The sequence below is a fragment of the Pseudomonas sp. I8001 genome, assembly GCF_013385345.1.
Taxonomy (GTDB): Bacteria; Pseudomonadota; Gammaproteobacteria; order Pseudomonadales; family Pseudomonadaceae; genus Aquipseudomonas.
The window spans coordinates 95,162-107,356 of the sequence record NZ_JACAQC010000020.1; the positions used below are offsets into that span (position 1 = coordinate 95,162).

Consider the following 12,195-nt stretch of genomic DNA (forward strand, 5'->3'; position numbering starts at 1 on the left):
TAAGGAATATCGATCATGGCTGCTAAAGAAGTTAAATTCGGCGATTCCGCCCGTAAGAAAATGCTCGCCGGTGTGAACGTCCTGGCTGACGCAGTAAAAGCGACCCTGGGCCCTAAAGGCCGTAACGTGATCATCGAGAAGAGCTTCGGCGCTCCGACCATCACCAAGGACGGCGTTTCCGTCGCCAAAGAAATCGAGCTGAAAGATCGCTTCGAAAACATGGGCGCGCAGCTGGTCAAAGACGTTGCCTCCCGTGCCAACGATGACGCAGGCGACGGCACCACCACCGCGACCGTCCTGGCTCAGTCGATCGTCAACGAAGGCCTGAAAGCCGTCGCTGCCGGCATGAACCCGATGGACCTGAAACGCGGCATCGACAAGGCGACCATCGCCATTGTCAAAGAGCTGAAGTCCCTGTCCAAGCCATGCGCTGACACCAAGGCAATCGCTCAGGTCGGCACCATCTCGGCCAACTCCGACAGCTCCATCGGCGACATCATTGCCGAAGCCATGGAAAAAGTCGGTAAAGAAGGCGTGATCACCGTTGAAGAAGGCTCGGGCCTGGAAAACGAACTGTCGGTTGTTGAAGGCATGCAGTTCGACCGTGGCTACCTGTCCCCGTACTTCGTCAACAAGCCAGACACCATGACCGCCGAGCTCGACGGCCCGCTGATCCTGCTGGTTGACAAGAAGATCTCCAACATCCGTGAACTGCTGCCAGTTCTGGAAGCTGTTGCCAAGGCCGGCCGCCCACTGCTGATCGTTTCCGAAGACGTTGAAGGCGAAGCCCTGGCGACTCTGGTTGTGAACAACATGCGCGGTATCGTGAAAGTGGTTGCTGTCAAGGCACCTGGTTTCGGCGATCGTCGCAAGGCAATGCTGCAGGACATCGCTGTTTTGACTGGCGGTACCGTTATCTCCGAAGAGATCGGCCTGAGCCTGGAAAGCGCTACCCTGGAACACCTGGGTAATGCCAAGCGCGTCACCGTGACCAAGGAAAACACCACCGTGATCGACGGTGCTGGTGTTGAAGCTGACATCCAGGCACGTGTTACCCAGATCCGCGCTCAAGTGGCTGATACCACTTCCGACTACGACCGTGAAAAACTGCAAGAGCGTCTGGCCAAGCTGTCCGGCGGCGTTGCAGTGATCAAGGTTGGCGCGGGTTCCGAAGTTGAAATGAAAGAGAAGAAAGCCCGCGTTGAAGACGCCCTGCACGCTACCCGTGCAGCCGTTGAAGAAGGCGTGGTACCTGGCGGTGGCGTGGCGCTGGTTCGCGCTCTGCAGGCTATCTCCGAGCTGAAAGGCGACAACGCTGACCAAGACGTCGGTATCGCTCTGCTGCGTCGTGCTGTTGAAGCACCTCTGCGCCAGATCGTTGCCAACTCCGGCGACGAGCCAAGCGTAGTGGTCGACAAGGTCAAGCAGGGTTCGGGTAACTTCGGTTACAACGCTGCTACCGGCGAATACGGCGACATGATCGAAATGGGCATCCTGGACCCGGCTAAAGTGACTCGTTCGGCTCTGCAAGCGGCTTCGTCGATTGCCAGCTTGATGATCACCACTGAAGCAATGATCGCCGAGATCAAAGAAGATGCTCCAGCTGGCGGCGGTATGCCAGACATGGGCGGTATGGGCGGCATGGGCGGCATGATGTAAGCCAGTCTTACCCCGATACTGAAAAACCCCGCCTGCAGCGATGCAGGCGGGTTTTTTTTATGCTGATCGTTCCCACGCTCTGCGTGGGAATGCCGCCAGGGACGCTCCGCGTCTCTCTTTACGCGCACGCCTCAGCTGACGCCGCGACGCCCCAGCAGTTTCTTGAACATGAAGCCGCGAGCCAGCATCAGGTGCGAGGCGGGCGGCAAAGATGCCACGGGTCCCGGTGCCGCAGTGCCGGATGACGGATGGACAGGCACGTGTGCGGTTTTTTTGAGGGGCGCCGGTTGGGGCCGCTCCCAATGGCCGGACATGACCACCATGCCCAGCAGTTTGAGGGTGTTGCCGTAGTAGTCATGGTCACGGATGGACCGGCGTTGCAGGTTGTCCCAAAGGTTATTGAGCCACAGCTGATTGTCGGGGTTGATCATTGCGCTGACCCCGAGTGCCGCCACAAAGGCCGGCTCATTGTGCGCTTCCTCGATGGTACTGCCGTCGATCCTGTAGCCACTGTTGAAGTTGCCCGGTTCATCGTGGGTAACCGCGCGTGCCCAGCGATTGAAGGTGGTCAAGGTGTACAGCGCACGCGGGTCACCGTACATCAGGTAATCCAGGCCGATGCGCCACGGGTAGCGGGCCGCGTTCCACGAATAGCTGCCGTCGTATGGGCCTTCCACCAGATCGGGCCGCGCCGGGGTGATCGAGGTGTCCAGGTGGCTGATGAAGTCCGGCACCAGCCCGCTGTTGGCGCTGTACCGTTGAGTAAAGTCACTGATGATCGAATAGGTCTTGTCGCGCACCGCCTGCCAGCGCTTGTCCCCGGTCATGGTGAAAAAGCTGTAGAGGTGCGACTGCATGAAGTCCGAGCTGCGGGTGGTGTACTCAAGCTCTGCGTCACCGTCGGTACCGGCCCAGTCGCCGAGCATCAGGTGCTGAGTCCTGGGGTGCACCTCGTGTTTCATGATTGCCGCCATCACCGTGTTGGCCTCGCTGCGATAGTCAATGGAGCCCTCGCTGCCCCATTTCTGATCGGCCAGCAGCAGGGCGTAGGCGATGTCCAGGTCGCCATCGGTGGCACTGACGTCACCACGGAAAGGGTCGGTGGAGTCGCCGCATCCCTCGGTCTGGTTCCAGGCCATCAGGCCGGGATCGGACGCTGCCGGGTGATCCTGGAAGTAGCGCACCATGCCGTCGAAAGTCCGTTGGGCCTGGTCATCGTAGTCGGCCATCATCACAGTGAGCAGCATGCCGTAGCCATGGGCCTCGGACACGGTGATGGTGTTGGGCGCGGCGCCACCACCCACGGGTTTGTGGTCGGCGTTGACCTTGATGAAATACCGGCCGCTGCCGCATTCCCCCGACAGGTAAACCGCCTTCCAGTCCTTGTAGAACGTGACCAGTTGTTGATCCATGGTCGCCTGGGGCTGGCGATTGGGCAGGATGGTGCCGGGGTAGTAGGGCGCGTGAACATTCTGGGCCGCAACGCCGCCTGACCATGAACCGGCGGCCATGCACAGTGATAACAGCAGCGTGGGCAGATGCCGTTTAGGGTGACGCATGAGCTGACTCTCCAACCTGATCCAAAGGGCAAGGTCGCGAGGTTAGCGGCAGCGTGGATGTTCCACTGTCACAGGCTGTAACAGCCTAGGCCGGGCGCAGTGCGAGGGTCAGGGTCAGGCGTGCGCCGCCCAACGGGCTGCGGGTGATCGACAGCTCACCCCCGTGCCAATGGGTGGCGCGCTTGGCCAGTGCCAGGCCGAGGCCAAATCCGCTGGGCTCGTCGCCGCCCATGGCCAGGCGCACGAAGGGTTCGAAGATCTTTTCGCGGTTTTCCGGCAGTACGCCCGGGCCGTCATCATCCACATGCAGCACCAGGTGCTGGCCCTGGCACGCAGCGCTGACGTTCACCCGTTCGCGGGCGTAGTTAATGGCGTTGCTTAACAGGTTGCGCACGATCAGATGCAGCAAGGCGCGGTCGCCGATCAGTTCCAGGTCGGCCGGGTCGGTGTCCAGGGTCAGCAAGCGATGGTGCCCGTCCAGCAGGGCAAACTCCTGCTGCAGCCAGGCATGGAGATTGATTGGCTCATGCTGCAGGTCGCTGGGTGCATCGGCCAGCCGGGCAAAGGCGAGGCTGGCGCGAACCAGCGACTCCAGCTCTTCGATATCGGTGTGCAGGCGCTCTTGCAGGCGGGTGCGGGTGTCGAGGTCGGCGCTTTTACTCAGCAGTGCCAGGGCAAAACGCATCCGCGCCAGGGGTGTGCGCAGTTCGTGGGACACCGCCTGGGAAACCTCCCGGTGGCGTTCGCCCATCGAGCTGATATCCAGCGCATGCCGTTGCAAGGTCAGCAGCAGCGGCGCCCACTCCTGGCTCATCGCGGGCAGCAGCGTGTTGGGCGAGCGGGCGAGGGTAGCAATGCAGGCATTAAGGGCATCGAGGTCATGGGTGTATTTGCGCCGGGCACGCAGGGCAATCCAGAGAAACAGCAGTACCGGCAGGCCGGCGACACAGGCGGTCACCCAGTACACCGGATATTGCAGCAGGTCCTTCACTTCGGCAGTTCCCCACAAGGGACCGAATTGAATCACCGTGTCATCGTCCAGCGGGAAGTAGGTGACGTCCTCATCACTGTTCTGCGCCGGCTGATGGTGGTCGAGCATCACAATAGCTTCAGGCGGCAGCTCGATATCATCCTTTTTCACCAGGCTCACCGGGTACTGAAAGCGTGCTTGCAGTGACTCGATGCGCGCCTCCCGTTGTTCGGCGGGCAAGGCCTTGAGTTGCTCGGCAACCAGATAACCCGGCCCGGCCATCAGCCGCAGAAAACTGTAGTCCCCGATAAACACCGAGGCGTTCGAGCACAACCACAACAGGTAAAAAGTGAGGGCGGCCCAGCTGGTGCCGGCCGCGATGGCCATCCACGGGCGAACTTTAGACAGCATGCTGGCTCCCCGTCGGGATTTCGACGAACAGGTATCCCTGCGCCGTGATGGTCTGGATGGTCACGGGGCACTCAAGGCTCATCAGCTTTTTGCGCAAGCGCGACACCCGCATATCAATCGATCGGTTCAGCCCGTCGTACTCCAGGCCGCGCAGGCGCTGGAGCAGTTTTTCCCGGGTGAGCAATACGCCGCAATGGCGGGCAAAGATGGCGAGTAACTCGAATTCGGCCACCGAAAACTGTAAGGGCGCCTCGCCGAGCCAGGCGAAGTGGTTGTTCAGGTCCAGCCGAAAAGCGCCCCACTGGTAGTAACTTCGAGGTGCCTGGGGATGGCGGCGCAGCAGCGAGCGGATCCTTGCCAGCAACAGTTGCGGGTCGATCGGCTTGACCACGTAGTCGTCGGCCCCGGCGGCAAACCCCACCAATTGTTCGGCGTTCTCGTCCAGGGCCGTCATCATCAGGATCAGCCCGGGGTAGTGGTCGCGAATCTGTCGGCACAGGGTAAAACCGTCGATGCCCGGCAGCATCACATCGAGGATCAACAGTGCCGGTTGTTCATCCTGGATACGCTGGGCGGCGCGGTCGCCACGGTGTTCCACTGCAACGCTAAAGCCTTCGGCGCGCAGGAACTCGGCCGTCAGTGCCGCCAGGGGCAGGTCGTCTTCGATCAGCAACAGGGTATCGGACATGGCTCAGCAGGATCGTTGCCAAAAAGTGCGCAGAGTGTTGCGCCCTTGCCCCCGGCTAGGCAAGGGCTGTTCATCACGGCGTCACGGGCTGCTTGCGGAAGGCGGGCTGCGGTGTTTTCACCGGCCGGTACAGCAGGAAGTAATAGGCGCCCAAACAAATCAGCCAGCTGAAAATTGCCGTCCACACGTTGTGGGAAAGAAAGTGCGCCCCTTGCATCGTGCGGCTCACCGAAAGCACCGTGCCCAGGCCCAGCGCAAACATGAACGCCGAGCGCGCCATCCGCGGTCGGCGATCCCTCAGGGCAAAAAACAACGCAAACAGCGCAAACCCGGTCGCCGCATGTCCGCCCGGCCAGCAACGGCCAGGCTTGTCGGTCGGCGGCCTGGGGCTCAGCAGTTCGCTGTACGTCTCCTGGCCGCCAAACTCCTTGACGCTCCACGGGCATTGCACCCCGGTCACCGTCTTCAACGGTGAAACGAACGAGGTGGCCAGTGCCAGCGACAGCACCAGGCAGCCCAGTTCTCGGCGATAGGGTTTGAGTCGCTCAAAGACAAAGGCCCCGGCAAACCCGGCGATTGCCAGCACCGAAAACACGATCACCATCTGCTTGGCGCGATCGTGAAGAATGTCCTCCAGAAAAAAACTGTGCCGGCCCACGAAGCCGCCTTCGGACGCGTCGTAAAACAGCCTGGCGATGTCCATGTCCAGCGACGTCAGCTCCAGCAGCAACATGGCCACCGCCAGAACGGCAGGCACACCGAGGCACAGCCAGAAGTTGAGGGGTTGGGATAACGGACGAACAGCGATTGCGTGCATGGCGAACTCAGACTCTAAAAAAAGCCCCGGTCAGACCTGGCCGGGGCATTTTGGTTAGCGTGTACTCACTTGGGGAACCTCGTCCTTGGGCACCCTCCAGCTCAGCAACTGTTGCTTGTAGCCATAACTGGCGCCCTGGTAGTAGGTGATGGCCCGCTGGATCAACGGGTCATCGCTGCCAACGCGGATTTCGTGGCTGTCGCCCAGGGCCTGGTCATGCCGACGCAAGCCTTGGCGCGGGCTGAGAATCGCCAGGTCCTTGCCGTCGAACAACCCCAGGTACTGGTAATTGCCGACCACTACCCGTGGTGGCAGCGGGTTGTCTTGCAGCAGGTTGCGGCCAAAGAACGTCGACTCGTAGCTCAGGTTCAGCAAGCCCAGCAGGGTCGGGGCGAGGTCGATCTGGCTGGCCAGCTTCGCGTTCTCGCCGGCGTCTACCAGTTTGGGTGCGTAGATGAAGAGCGGGATCTGGTAATTGACCATCGGCAGGTCTTCCTTGCCGGCGCTGCCCGCCGTGTGGTCGGCGACGAAAATAAAGATCGTGTTGTCGAACCAGGGTTTCTGGCGCGCCGCCTCCAGGAACTGGCCGATGGCATGGTCGGTGTACTTCACCGCGCCGTCGCGACCGTCACCGGATTTGATATCAATGCGGCCAGCCGGGTAGGTATACGGACGGTGGTTGGAGGTGGTCATCAGTTGCAGCAGGAATGGTTGCTGCTTGGCGTAGTCGGCGTCCGCCAGTTTCAGCGTCTGTTTATAGAGGTCTTCGTCGGCCATGCCCCAGGCGTTTTTAAAGCTGATTTCGGATTCGGGCACGCTGCTCTGGTCGACCACGCGGTAACCGTTGCCGCTGAAAAACGCGTTCATGTTGTCGAAGTAGCCCCGGCCGCCGTAGACAAACACGCTGTCGTAGCCAATGGCGTTGAGCTGCTGGCCGAGGCTGCCGAAACCGCTTTCCCGGCCGATACGCTTGACGATGGAGCGCCCGGGCGTGGGCGGGATGGCCAGGGTGATGGCTTCCAGGCCACGGTCGGTACGGGTGCCGGTGGCGTAGAAGTTATTGAAGTACAGGCTCTGTTTGCGCAGCGCATCGAGGTTGGGCGTGAGGTTATTCGGGTCGCCGTTGCTGCCCATGTACTTGGCACTGAAGCTTTCGATGGTTACCAGCACGATGTTGGGTTTGCGCAGCGTGCCGGGGTTGGTAATGGCGCGACGGATATCCAGCGGATCCGTGCCGATAAACCGTGCGTTGGGCTCGCTGAGTTCGGCGCGCAACTGCTTGGCGACTACATCCGCCGGCAGGCTCTTGTAGAACTGGGTGTAGTCCAGTTCGTTGTTACGGAAAGCGGCGAAGAACTGATAGGGGCCGTTGCTGGCCAATTCGTTGTTGTAGGCGTTACCGCCCTGGCTGCGCGGGCTGTCCTGGTTGATCAGTTGCAGGCTCAGGCCGGCCACCAGCAACAGGCCAAGGGCACTGAGCAGACGCTTGCGCATCGCAGGCAACGGCGCGTCCATGGCCGCGTTGAACGGTTTACGCAAGACCACGCTCAAGACGATCGCCATCACGGCCAGCAGACTCAGCAGCTTGCCGATCGGATACGACTCCAGCAGGTTGTTCAGCACTTCCTTGGAGTAGACCAGGTAATCCACGGCAATGAAGTTGAAGCGCACGCCGAACTCGTCCCAGAACAGCCATTCGGCCACGCTGGTGAAGAGCATGGCGAACAGGCTGACGGTGAGTACCGCCTGCAGGAACCAGCGATGGCCGCGACGGCGCCACAACCCCGGTGGGCACAGCAGCAAATACAGGCCCAGGGGCAGGGCGGCATAGGCGAGGAAGCCGAGGTCATAGAGCAGGCCCACGCCGAATACCGGCAGCAGGTTACCGCTCACCTCATCCAGATGGGTTACCAGCAGCACGCTGCGGGTCAGTAGAAAAACCACCAGCCAGGCACCGGTCACCAACAGCAAATAGCGCATTGGCGCCGTTTTTGGAAAACCCATGTCAACGTTCCTTATTTTCGATGGGCGCGATCTTCGCGCTGACACTGTAGTCAGCTTGTGAACCTATAGTGAAAAACTCGTTAAGTTCCCCAATCGGTTGAAAACAGTAATCGGCGCGGCCTTCAGGCCTAGCCGTGAGCCATACTTGGCCTTAAGCTGCGCGAGCCAACACGGCCGTTACCGCGTACGGAGACACTGCCCATGCGAATTTTATTGGTTGAAGACAACCGCGATATTCTGGCCAACCTGGCCGATTACCTGGGGCTGAAGGGCTACACCGTAGACTGTGCGCAGGACGGTTTGTCGGGCCTGCACCTGGCTGCCACCGAACATTACGACCTGATCGTGCTCGACATCATGCTGCCTGGCATTGATGGCTACACCCTGTGCAAACGCCTGCGTGAAGACGCGCGCCGCGACACGCCGGTGATCATGCTCACCGCCCGCGACCAGCTGGATGACCGGCTGCAGGGCTTCAAGTCCGGCGCCGATGACTACCTGCTCAAGCCGTTTGCGCTGTCGGAGCTGGCCGCGCGTATCGAAGCAGTGCTGCGTCGTGCCCACGGCGGCGGGCGCCGTGCCTTGCAGGTGGGTGACCTGAACTACGACCTCGATACCCTGGAAGTCACCCGCGAAGGGCGCCTGCTCAAGCTCAACCCGGTCGGCCTGAAGCTGTTGGCGGTGCTGATGCAGAAAAGCCCGCATGTATTGCGCCGTGAGATTCTCGAAGAAGCCCTGTGGGGCGATGACTGCCCGGACAGCGACAGCCTGCGCAGCCATGTCCATCAACTGCGTCAGGTGATTGATAAACCCTTCGCCAAGCCGTTGCTGCAAACGGTGCACGGTGTGGGTTATCGCCTGGCCGAGGGTCGTGATGGAGTTTAAGCAAAGCCTTGCCCAACGGATCATCATCGCCTTCGCCTTGATGAGCGCGTTGGTGGCGGGGGCCTTCGCCATGGGCATCGTCGCAACGGTGCACCTGGTGGAAGAAAAACTCATTTCGGCAGGCCTGGGCGGTGACTTGCAACGCCTGTTGCTGATGGACAGCGTCGAGGACTGGAGCCATCGCCCCGAGCCCGACCAGTTGTTCTACTTCAGCGGCGGCCCCGGCGATTTCGAACTGCCCAAGGACTTGCGCCACCTGGAGCCTGGTTTTCACGAGGTGTTTCGGGAGGCACTGTCCTACCATGCCATGGTCGAGGTGGTCGACGGCCGCCGTTATGTCCTGCTGCAAGACCAGAGCGATTTCGAAGAGCGCGAGCGCGTGCTGTTTGCCGTGGTGCTGGTGGGGTTTGTACTCAGCCTGGCGTTGGCGGTATTCCTCGGCTGGGTGCTGGCGCGCAAGGTAATGGCGCCGGTGGTGCGTCTGGCCCGCCAGGTGCGGCACCGCGACCAGTTACTCGGCCTGGCACCACCGCTGGCGCCGGATTACGCCGCGGATGAAGTCGGCGAATTGGCCGTGGCCTTCGACGCCACCCTGGGCCGTTTGCGCCAGGCATTGTCCCGGGAGCAACTGTTTACCAGTGACGTGAGCCACGAATTGCGCACCCCGCTGATGGTGCTCGCCAGTTCCTGCGAACTGTTGCTGGAGAACCCCGCGATTGACCAGCGCGGCCGCAAGCAGGTCGAGCGCATTGCGCGGGCCTGTGAAGAAATGCGCGAACTGGTGCAGACCTTCCTGATGCTGGCCCGTGCCCAGCGCGAGGAGGCCGGCATGTCGCCCCAGGCCAATCTGGCCCAGGTGGCCGAGGACCTGCTGGGGATCTGGCGTGAGCCGATCGAGCGCAAAGGCCTTGAGCTGATCTATCAACCGGGCAATCCACTGGATACCCGCTACAACGCGACCTTCCTGCACGCGGTCATGGGCAACCTGTTGCGTAATGCCCTGCACTACACCGAGCATGGCTTGATCCGCCTTACCCTGGAACCGAGCGGTTTTGTGGTGGAAGACACTGGCGTGGGCATTCCCGAGGACAAGCGCGAAGCGATGTTCGAACCGTTTGTGCGTGGCAGTGAAAAGCGCGGTGAAGGCCTCGGCCTGGGTTTGTCCTTGGTTCAGCGCATCTGCGAGAACCAGGGTTGGAGCGTCAGCCTCAGCACCATGGAGCCCAACGGCTGCCGCTTTCACGTCGAATTGAGTCAGGTCAAAGCCTGATGCCTGCCCTGCCGCTAAGCTGCGGCAGACTTCCTGATTTTCGCCGAAGATGGCATCATGCCACGACTTGTGTCTGCAAAGTTTTGTAATGTATACGATTCGACAGGACAAGTTTTTCACAACGTGTTGACCTGTTGATCACAGGATTCTTTTTAAGGTTGTAGGCATCAGTAACTGGAGACCCGGTGATGCCTACCCCGATCAAGCTCGAATTTTCCGAAAAGTACGACGATCAGCACGCGCAGAATTATTTACTCAAACATCAGGACAATCTGGCTCGCCGGTTGTCCCACAAACGCGACGAGCAATTGGCCCGTGGTGCGCTGGCCATGGCCGGTGAGCCTGGCCTGGTGCTGGATTTGCCATGTGGTGCCGGGCGTTTCTGGCCGTTGCTGGCAGAAAAGCCCAACCGCGTGATCATCGGCGCCGACAACTCCGCGTCGATGTTGAAGATTGCCACCGTCGCCCAGCCGGCGGATGTGGTGAAACGGGTACGCCCCTTGCAAACGTCTGCCTTTGATATCGATTTGCCAGATAATGCGGTCGACAGTATTTTCTGCATGCGCTTGATGCACCACATTGGTGACCCCGAGCACAGGCTGGCAATACTGCGCGAATTTCAGCGTGTTACCCGTGACAGCGTGATTATCTCGCTGTGGGTGGACGGCAACTTCAAGGCGTGGAAACGCAAGCGTGCCGAAGTGCGCCGTCGCAACAAGGGTGAGCAGGAAGGTTACCAAAATCGGTTTGTGTTACCGGCTGCTACTGTTGAGGCAGAGTTTGAGCAGGCCGGTTTCCGTGTTCAGGAATCCCTGGACTTCATACCGCTCTACGCCATGTGGCGAGTGTATGTATTGCGCAAGAGGTAACAGGATGGCTGTCGAGTGTTTACCAGGTAGTGAAGTAGCTCCCGAAGAGCGATTTGATTATTTCTGGCGCCAGCAGGGCGAGTGGGTCGAAGAGCCCAATCGTCGTCGTGGCGGTGAAAGTGGTGTGCAACGGGTAACGGGCACCAATGGGCGTTTGCTCTACAGCAAGCGCCAGACCGGTCATATCTACCGTAGTTGGCTCCATCCGTTTGGGCGCCCCACTGTGTTGCGTGAGCGTGACGCCCTGAAGGGCCTGCGCTTGCTGGATGTACGCGTACCGGAGTTGGTGTTCTGCGAGGCCCGTCGCGATCCTGAGCACCAATGGAAGGCGTTGTTGGTGACGGCGTCGCTGGACGGTTTCGACGAGATTGAAAACTGGTACGCCGCCGGTGGTCGTGAGCAGTATGGCGAGTTGGTGCATGAGCGTTTGCTCAAGGAACTCGCGGGTACGTTGGCGCGGATGCACAAGGGGCGTTGGCAGCATGGTTGCCTGTATATCAAGCATATCTTTGTGCGGGTGACGGGTGAGGGTGACGCGGCGAAGGTTGAGGTGGCGTTGCTGGATTTCGAGAAGTGCCGGCAGCGCTTGACCGCTTTGCGGGCGGCCCGGCATGACATGTTGCAGTTGCGCCGCCATTCGTCGTGGAATGCTACGGACTGGCAAAAACTGAGCTACTTTTACGAGACGGCGTTTGGCAGCGCTATCAAGGGTTTAACGTAATGAAGCTAGAAATTGCACGAGGTTTGTTTCTGTTGGGGGCGTTGGGCATAGCTGCCCTCGCCCTGGCTGCCTGGGAGCAGCCCCGGACACAAGTTCTCAGTGCGGTGCAGGGTGTCGGGCAGCAATGCCCGATGCCGCGGATCGCCAAGGTCGGTGTCGCGGCCAAGCCTGATCATGAGTTGTTGTTGTTCATGTTTGGGATGTCCCAAGGGATGAGGCCACAGAGTTGAAGAGATTGAAGCCCAAATAAAAGGCCTCGCTAGTTCGAGGCCTTTTATTTGGGCTTGGGTTTTGGGTTGGTTGGTTGGTTGGTTGATCGAGTACATATCCGTTGCTGCGGTA

11 protein-coding genes are annotated in these 12,195 nt (G+C 60.4%); 6 read left to right on the forward strand and 5 right to left on the reverse strand.

From position 1 onward, the window contains the following. Window positions 1–15 precede the first annotated feature (15 nt). The gene (groL, locus tag HX839_RS15635) at window positions 16–1,659 is read left to right on the forward strand and encodes a chaperonin GroEL (protein WP_003208597.1); all 1,644 of its coding nucleotides are present in this window, start codon (window positions 16–18) and stop codon (window positions 1,657–1,659) included. 131 nt (window positions 1,660–1,790) lie between these two features. Here groL and HX839_RS15640 read toward each other — a convergent pair whose 3' ends face one another. The 5 genes from HX839_RS15640 to HX839_RS15660 all read right to left on the reverse strand — a co-directional run bounded on the left by HX839_RS15640 (window position 1,791) and on the right by HX839_RS15660 (window position 8,108). After that, window positions 1,791–3,218 (reverse strand): glycosyl hydrolase family 8, encoded by a 1,428-nt coding sequence (locus HX839_RS15640; RefSeq protein ID WP_177067293.1) that lies wholly within the window; start codon window positions 3,216–3,218, stop codon window positions 1,791–1,793. 85 nt (window positions 3,219–3,303) lie between these two features. After that, window positions 3,304–4,599, reverse strand: a complete 1,296-nt coding sequence (locus HX839_RS15645; protein WP_102369813.1) for a sensor histidine kinase KdpD — start codon at window positions 4,597–4,599, stop codon at window positions 3,304–3,306. Beyond that, the gene (locus tag HX839_RS15650) at window positions 4,589–5,287 is read right to left on the reverse strand and encodes a response regulator transcription factor (protein WP_003208592.1); all 699 of its coding nucleotides are present in this window, start codon (window positions 5,285–5,287) and stop codon (window positions 4,589–4,591) included. Before HX839_RS15650 ends, HX839_RS15645 begins: the two co-directional genes overlap by 11 nt. Before the next feature lie 73 nt (window positions 5,288–5,360). Beyond that, window positions 5,361–6,104 (reverse strand): phosphatase PAP2 family protein, encoded by a 744-nt coding sequence (locus HX839_RS15655; protein WP_177067294.1) that lies wholly within the window; start codon window positions 6,102–6,104, stop codon window positions 5,361–5,363. 54 nt (window positions 6,105–6,158) lie between these two features. Beyond that, window positions 6,159–8,108, reverse strand: coding sequence for an LTA synthase family protein (locus tag HX839_RS15660; protein ID WP_003208588.1), 1,950 nt, complete (start codon window positions 8,106–8,108; stop codon window positions 6,159–6,161). 201 nt (window positions 8,109–8,309) lie between these two features. Here HX839_RS15660 and colR point away from each other — a divergent pair, with 201 nt between their 5' ends. From colR to HX839_RS15685, 5 genes are all read left to right on the forward strand, one after another. Continuing rightward, on the forward strand, window positions 8,310–8,993 hold the full coding sequence (gene colR, locus HX839_RS15665) for a two-component system response regulator ColR (protein WP_177067295.1): 684 nt from the start codon (window positions 8,310–8,312) through the stop codon (window positions 8,991–8,993). Next, complete coding sequence (locus HX839_RS15670; protein WP_102369809.1) at window positions 8,983–10,263, forward strand: HAMP domain-containing sensor histidine kinase; 1,281 nt, start codon at window positions 8,983–8,985, stop codon at window positions 10,261–10,263. The genes colR and HX839_RS15670 overlap by 11 nt, the downstream gene beginning before the upstream one ends. A 188-nt stretch (window positions 10,264–10,451) precedes the next feature. Continuing rightward, window positions 10,452–11,132, forward strand: coding sequence for a class I SAM-dependent methyltransferase (locus HX839_RS15675; protein ID WP_008433602.1), 681 nt, complete (start codon window positions 10,452–10,454; stop codon window positions 11,130–11,132). Window positions 11,133–11,136: 4 nt separating this feature from the next. Next, window positions 11,137–11,853, forward strand: a complete 717-nt coding sequence (locus tag HX839_RS15680) for a lipopolysaccharide kinase InaA family protein (RefSeq protein WP_023659223.1) — start codon at window positions 11,137–11,139, stop codon at window positions 11,851–11,853. Then, the gene (locus tag HX839_RS15685) at window positions 11,853–12,083 is read left to right on the forward strand and encodes a hypothetical protein (RefSeq protein ID WP_008433604.1); all 231 of its coding nucleotides are present in this window, start codon (window positions 11,853–11,855) and stop codon (window positions 12,081–12,083) included. Before HX839_RS15680 ends, HX839_RS15685 begins: the two co-directional genes overlap by 1 nt. Window positions 12,084–12,195: the final 112 nt, after the last annotated feature.

Excerpts from the sequence above, each read along its gene's own strand:
- HX839_RS15655 (WP_177067294.1), bottom strand. The coding sequence starts at position 6,104 with ATGCACGCAATCGCTGTTCGTCCGTTATCCCAACCCCTCAACTTCTGG.
- HX839_RS15660 (WP_003208588.1), bottom strand. The coding sequence starts at position 8,108 with ATGGGTTTTCCAAAAACGGCGCCAATGCGCTATTTGCTGTTGGTGACC.
- HX839_RS15650 (WP_003208592.1), bottom strand. The coding sequence starts at position 5,287 with ATGTCCGATACCCTGTTGCTGATCGAAGACGACCTGCCCCTGGCGGCA.
- HX839_RS15680 (WP_023659223.1), top strand. The coding sequence starts at position 11,137 with ATGGCTGTCGAGTGTTTACCAGGTAGTGAAGTAGCTCCCGAAGAGCGA.
- HX839_RS15675 (WP_008433602.1), top strand. The coding sequence starts at position 10,452 with ATGCCTACCCCGATCAAGCTCGAATTTTCCGAAAAGTACGACGATCAG.
- groL (WP_003208597.1), top strand. The coding sequence starts at position 16 with ATGGCTGCTAAAGAAGTTAAATTCGGCGATTCCGCCCGTAAGAAAATG.
- colR (WP_177067295.1), top strand. The coding sequence starts at position 8,310 with ATGCGAATTTTATTGGTTGAAGACAACCGCGATATTCTGGCCAACCTG.
- HX839_RS15670 (WP_102369809.1), top strand. The coding sequence starts at position 8,983 with ATGGAGTTTAAGCAAAGCCTTGCCCAACGGATCATCATCGCCTTCGCC.
- HX839_RS15685 (WP_008433604.1), top strand. The coding sequence starts at position 11,853 with ATGAAGCTAGAAATTGCACGAGGTTTGTTTCTGTTGGGGGCGTTGGGC.
- HX839_RS15645 (WP_102369813.1), bottom strand. The coding sequence starts at position 4,599 with ATGCTGTCTAAAGTTCGCCCGTGGATGGCCATCGCGGCCGGCACCAGC.
- HX839_RS15640 (WP_177067293.1), bottom strand. The coding sequence starts at position 3,218 with ATGCGTCACCCTAAACGGCATCTGCCCACGCTGCTGTTATCACTGTGC.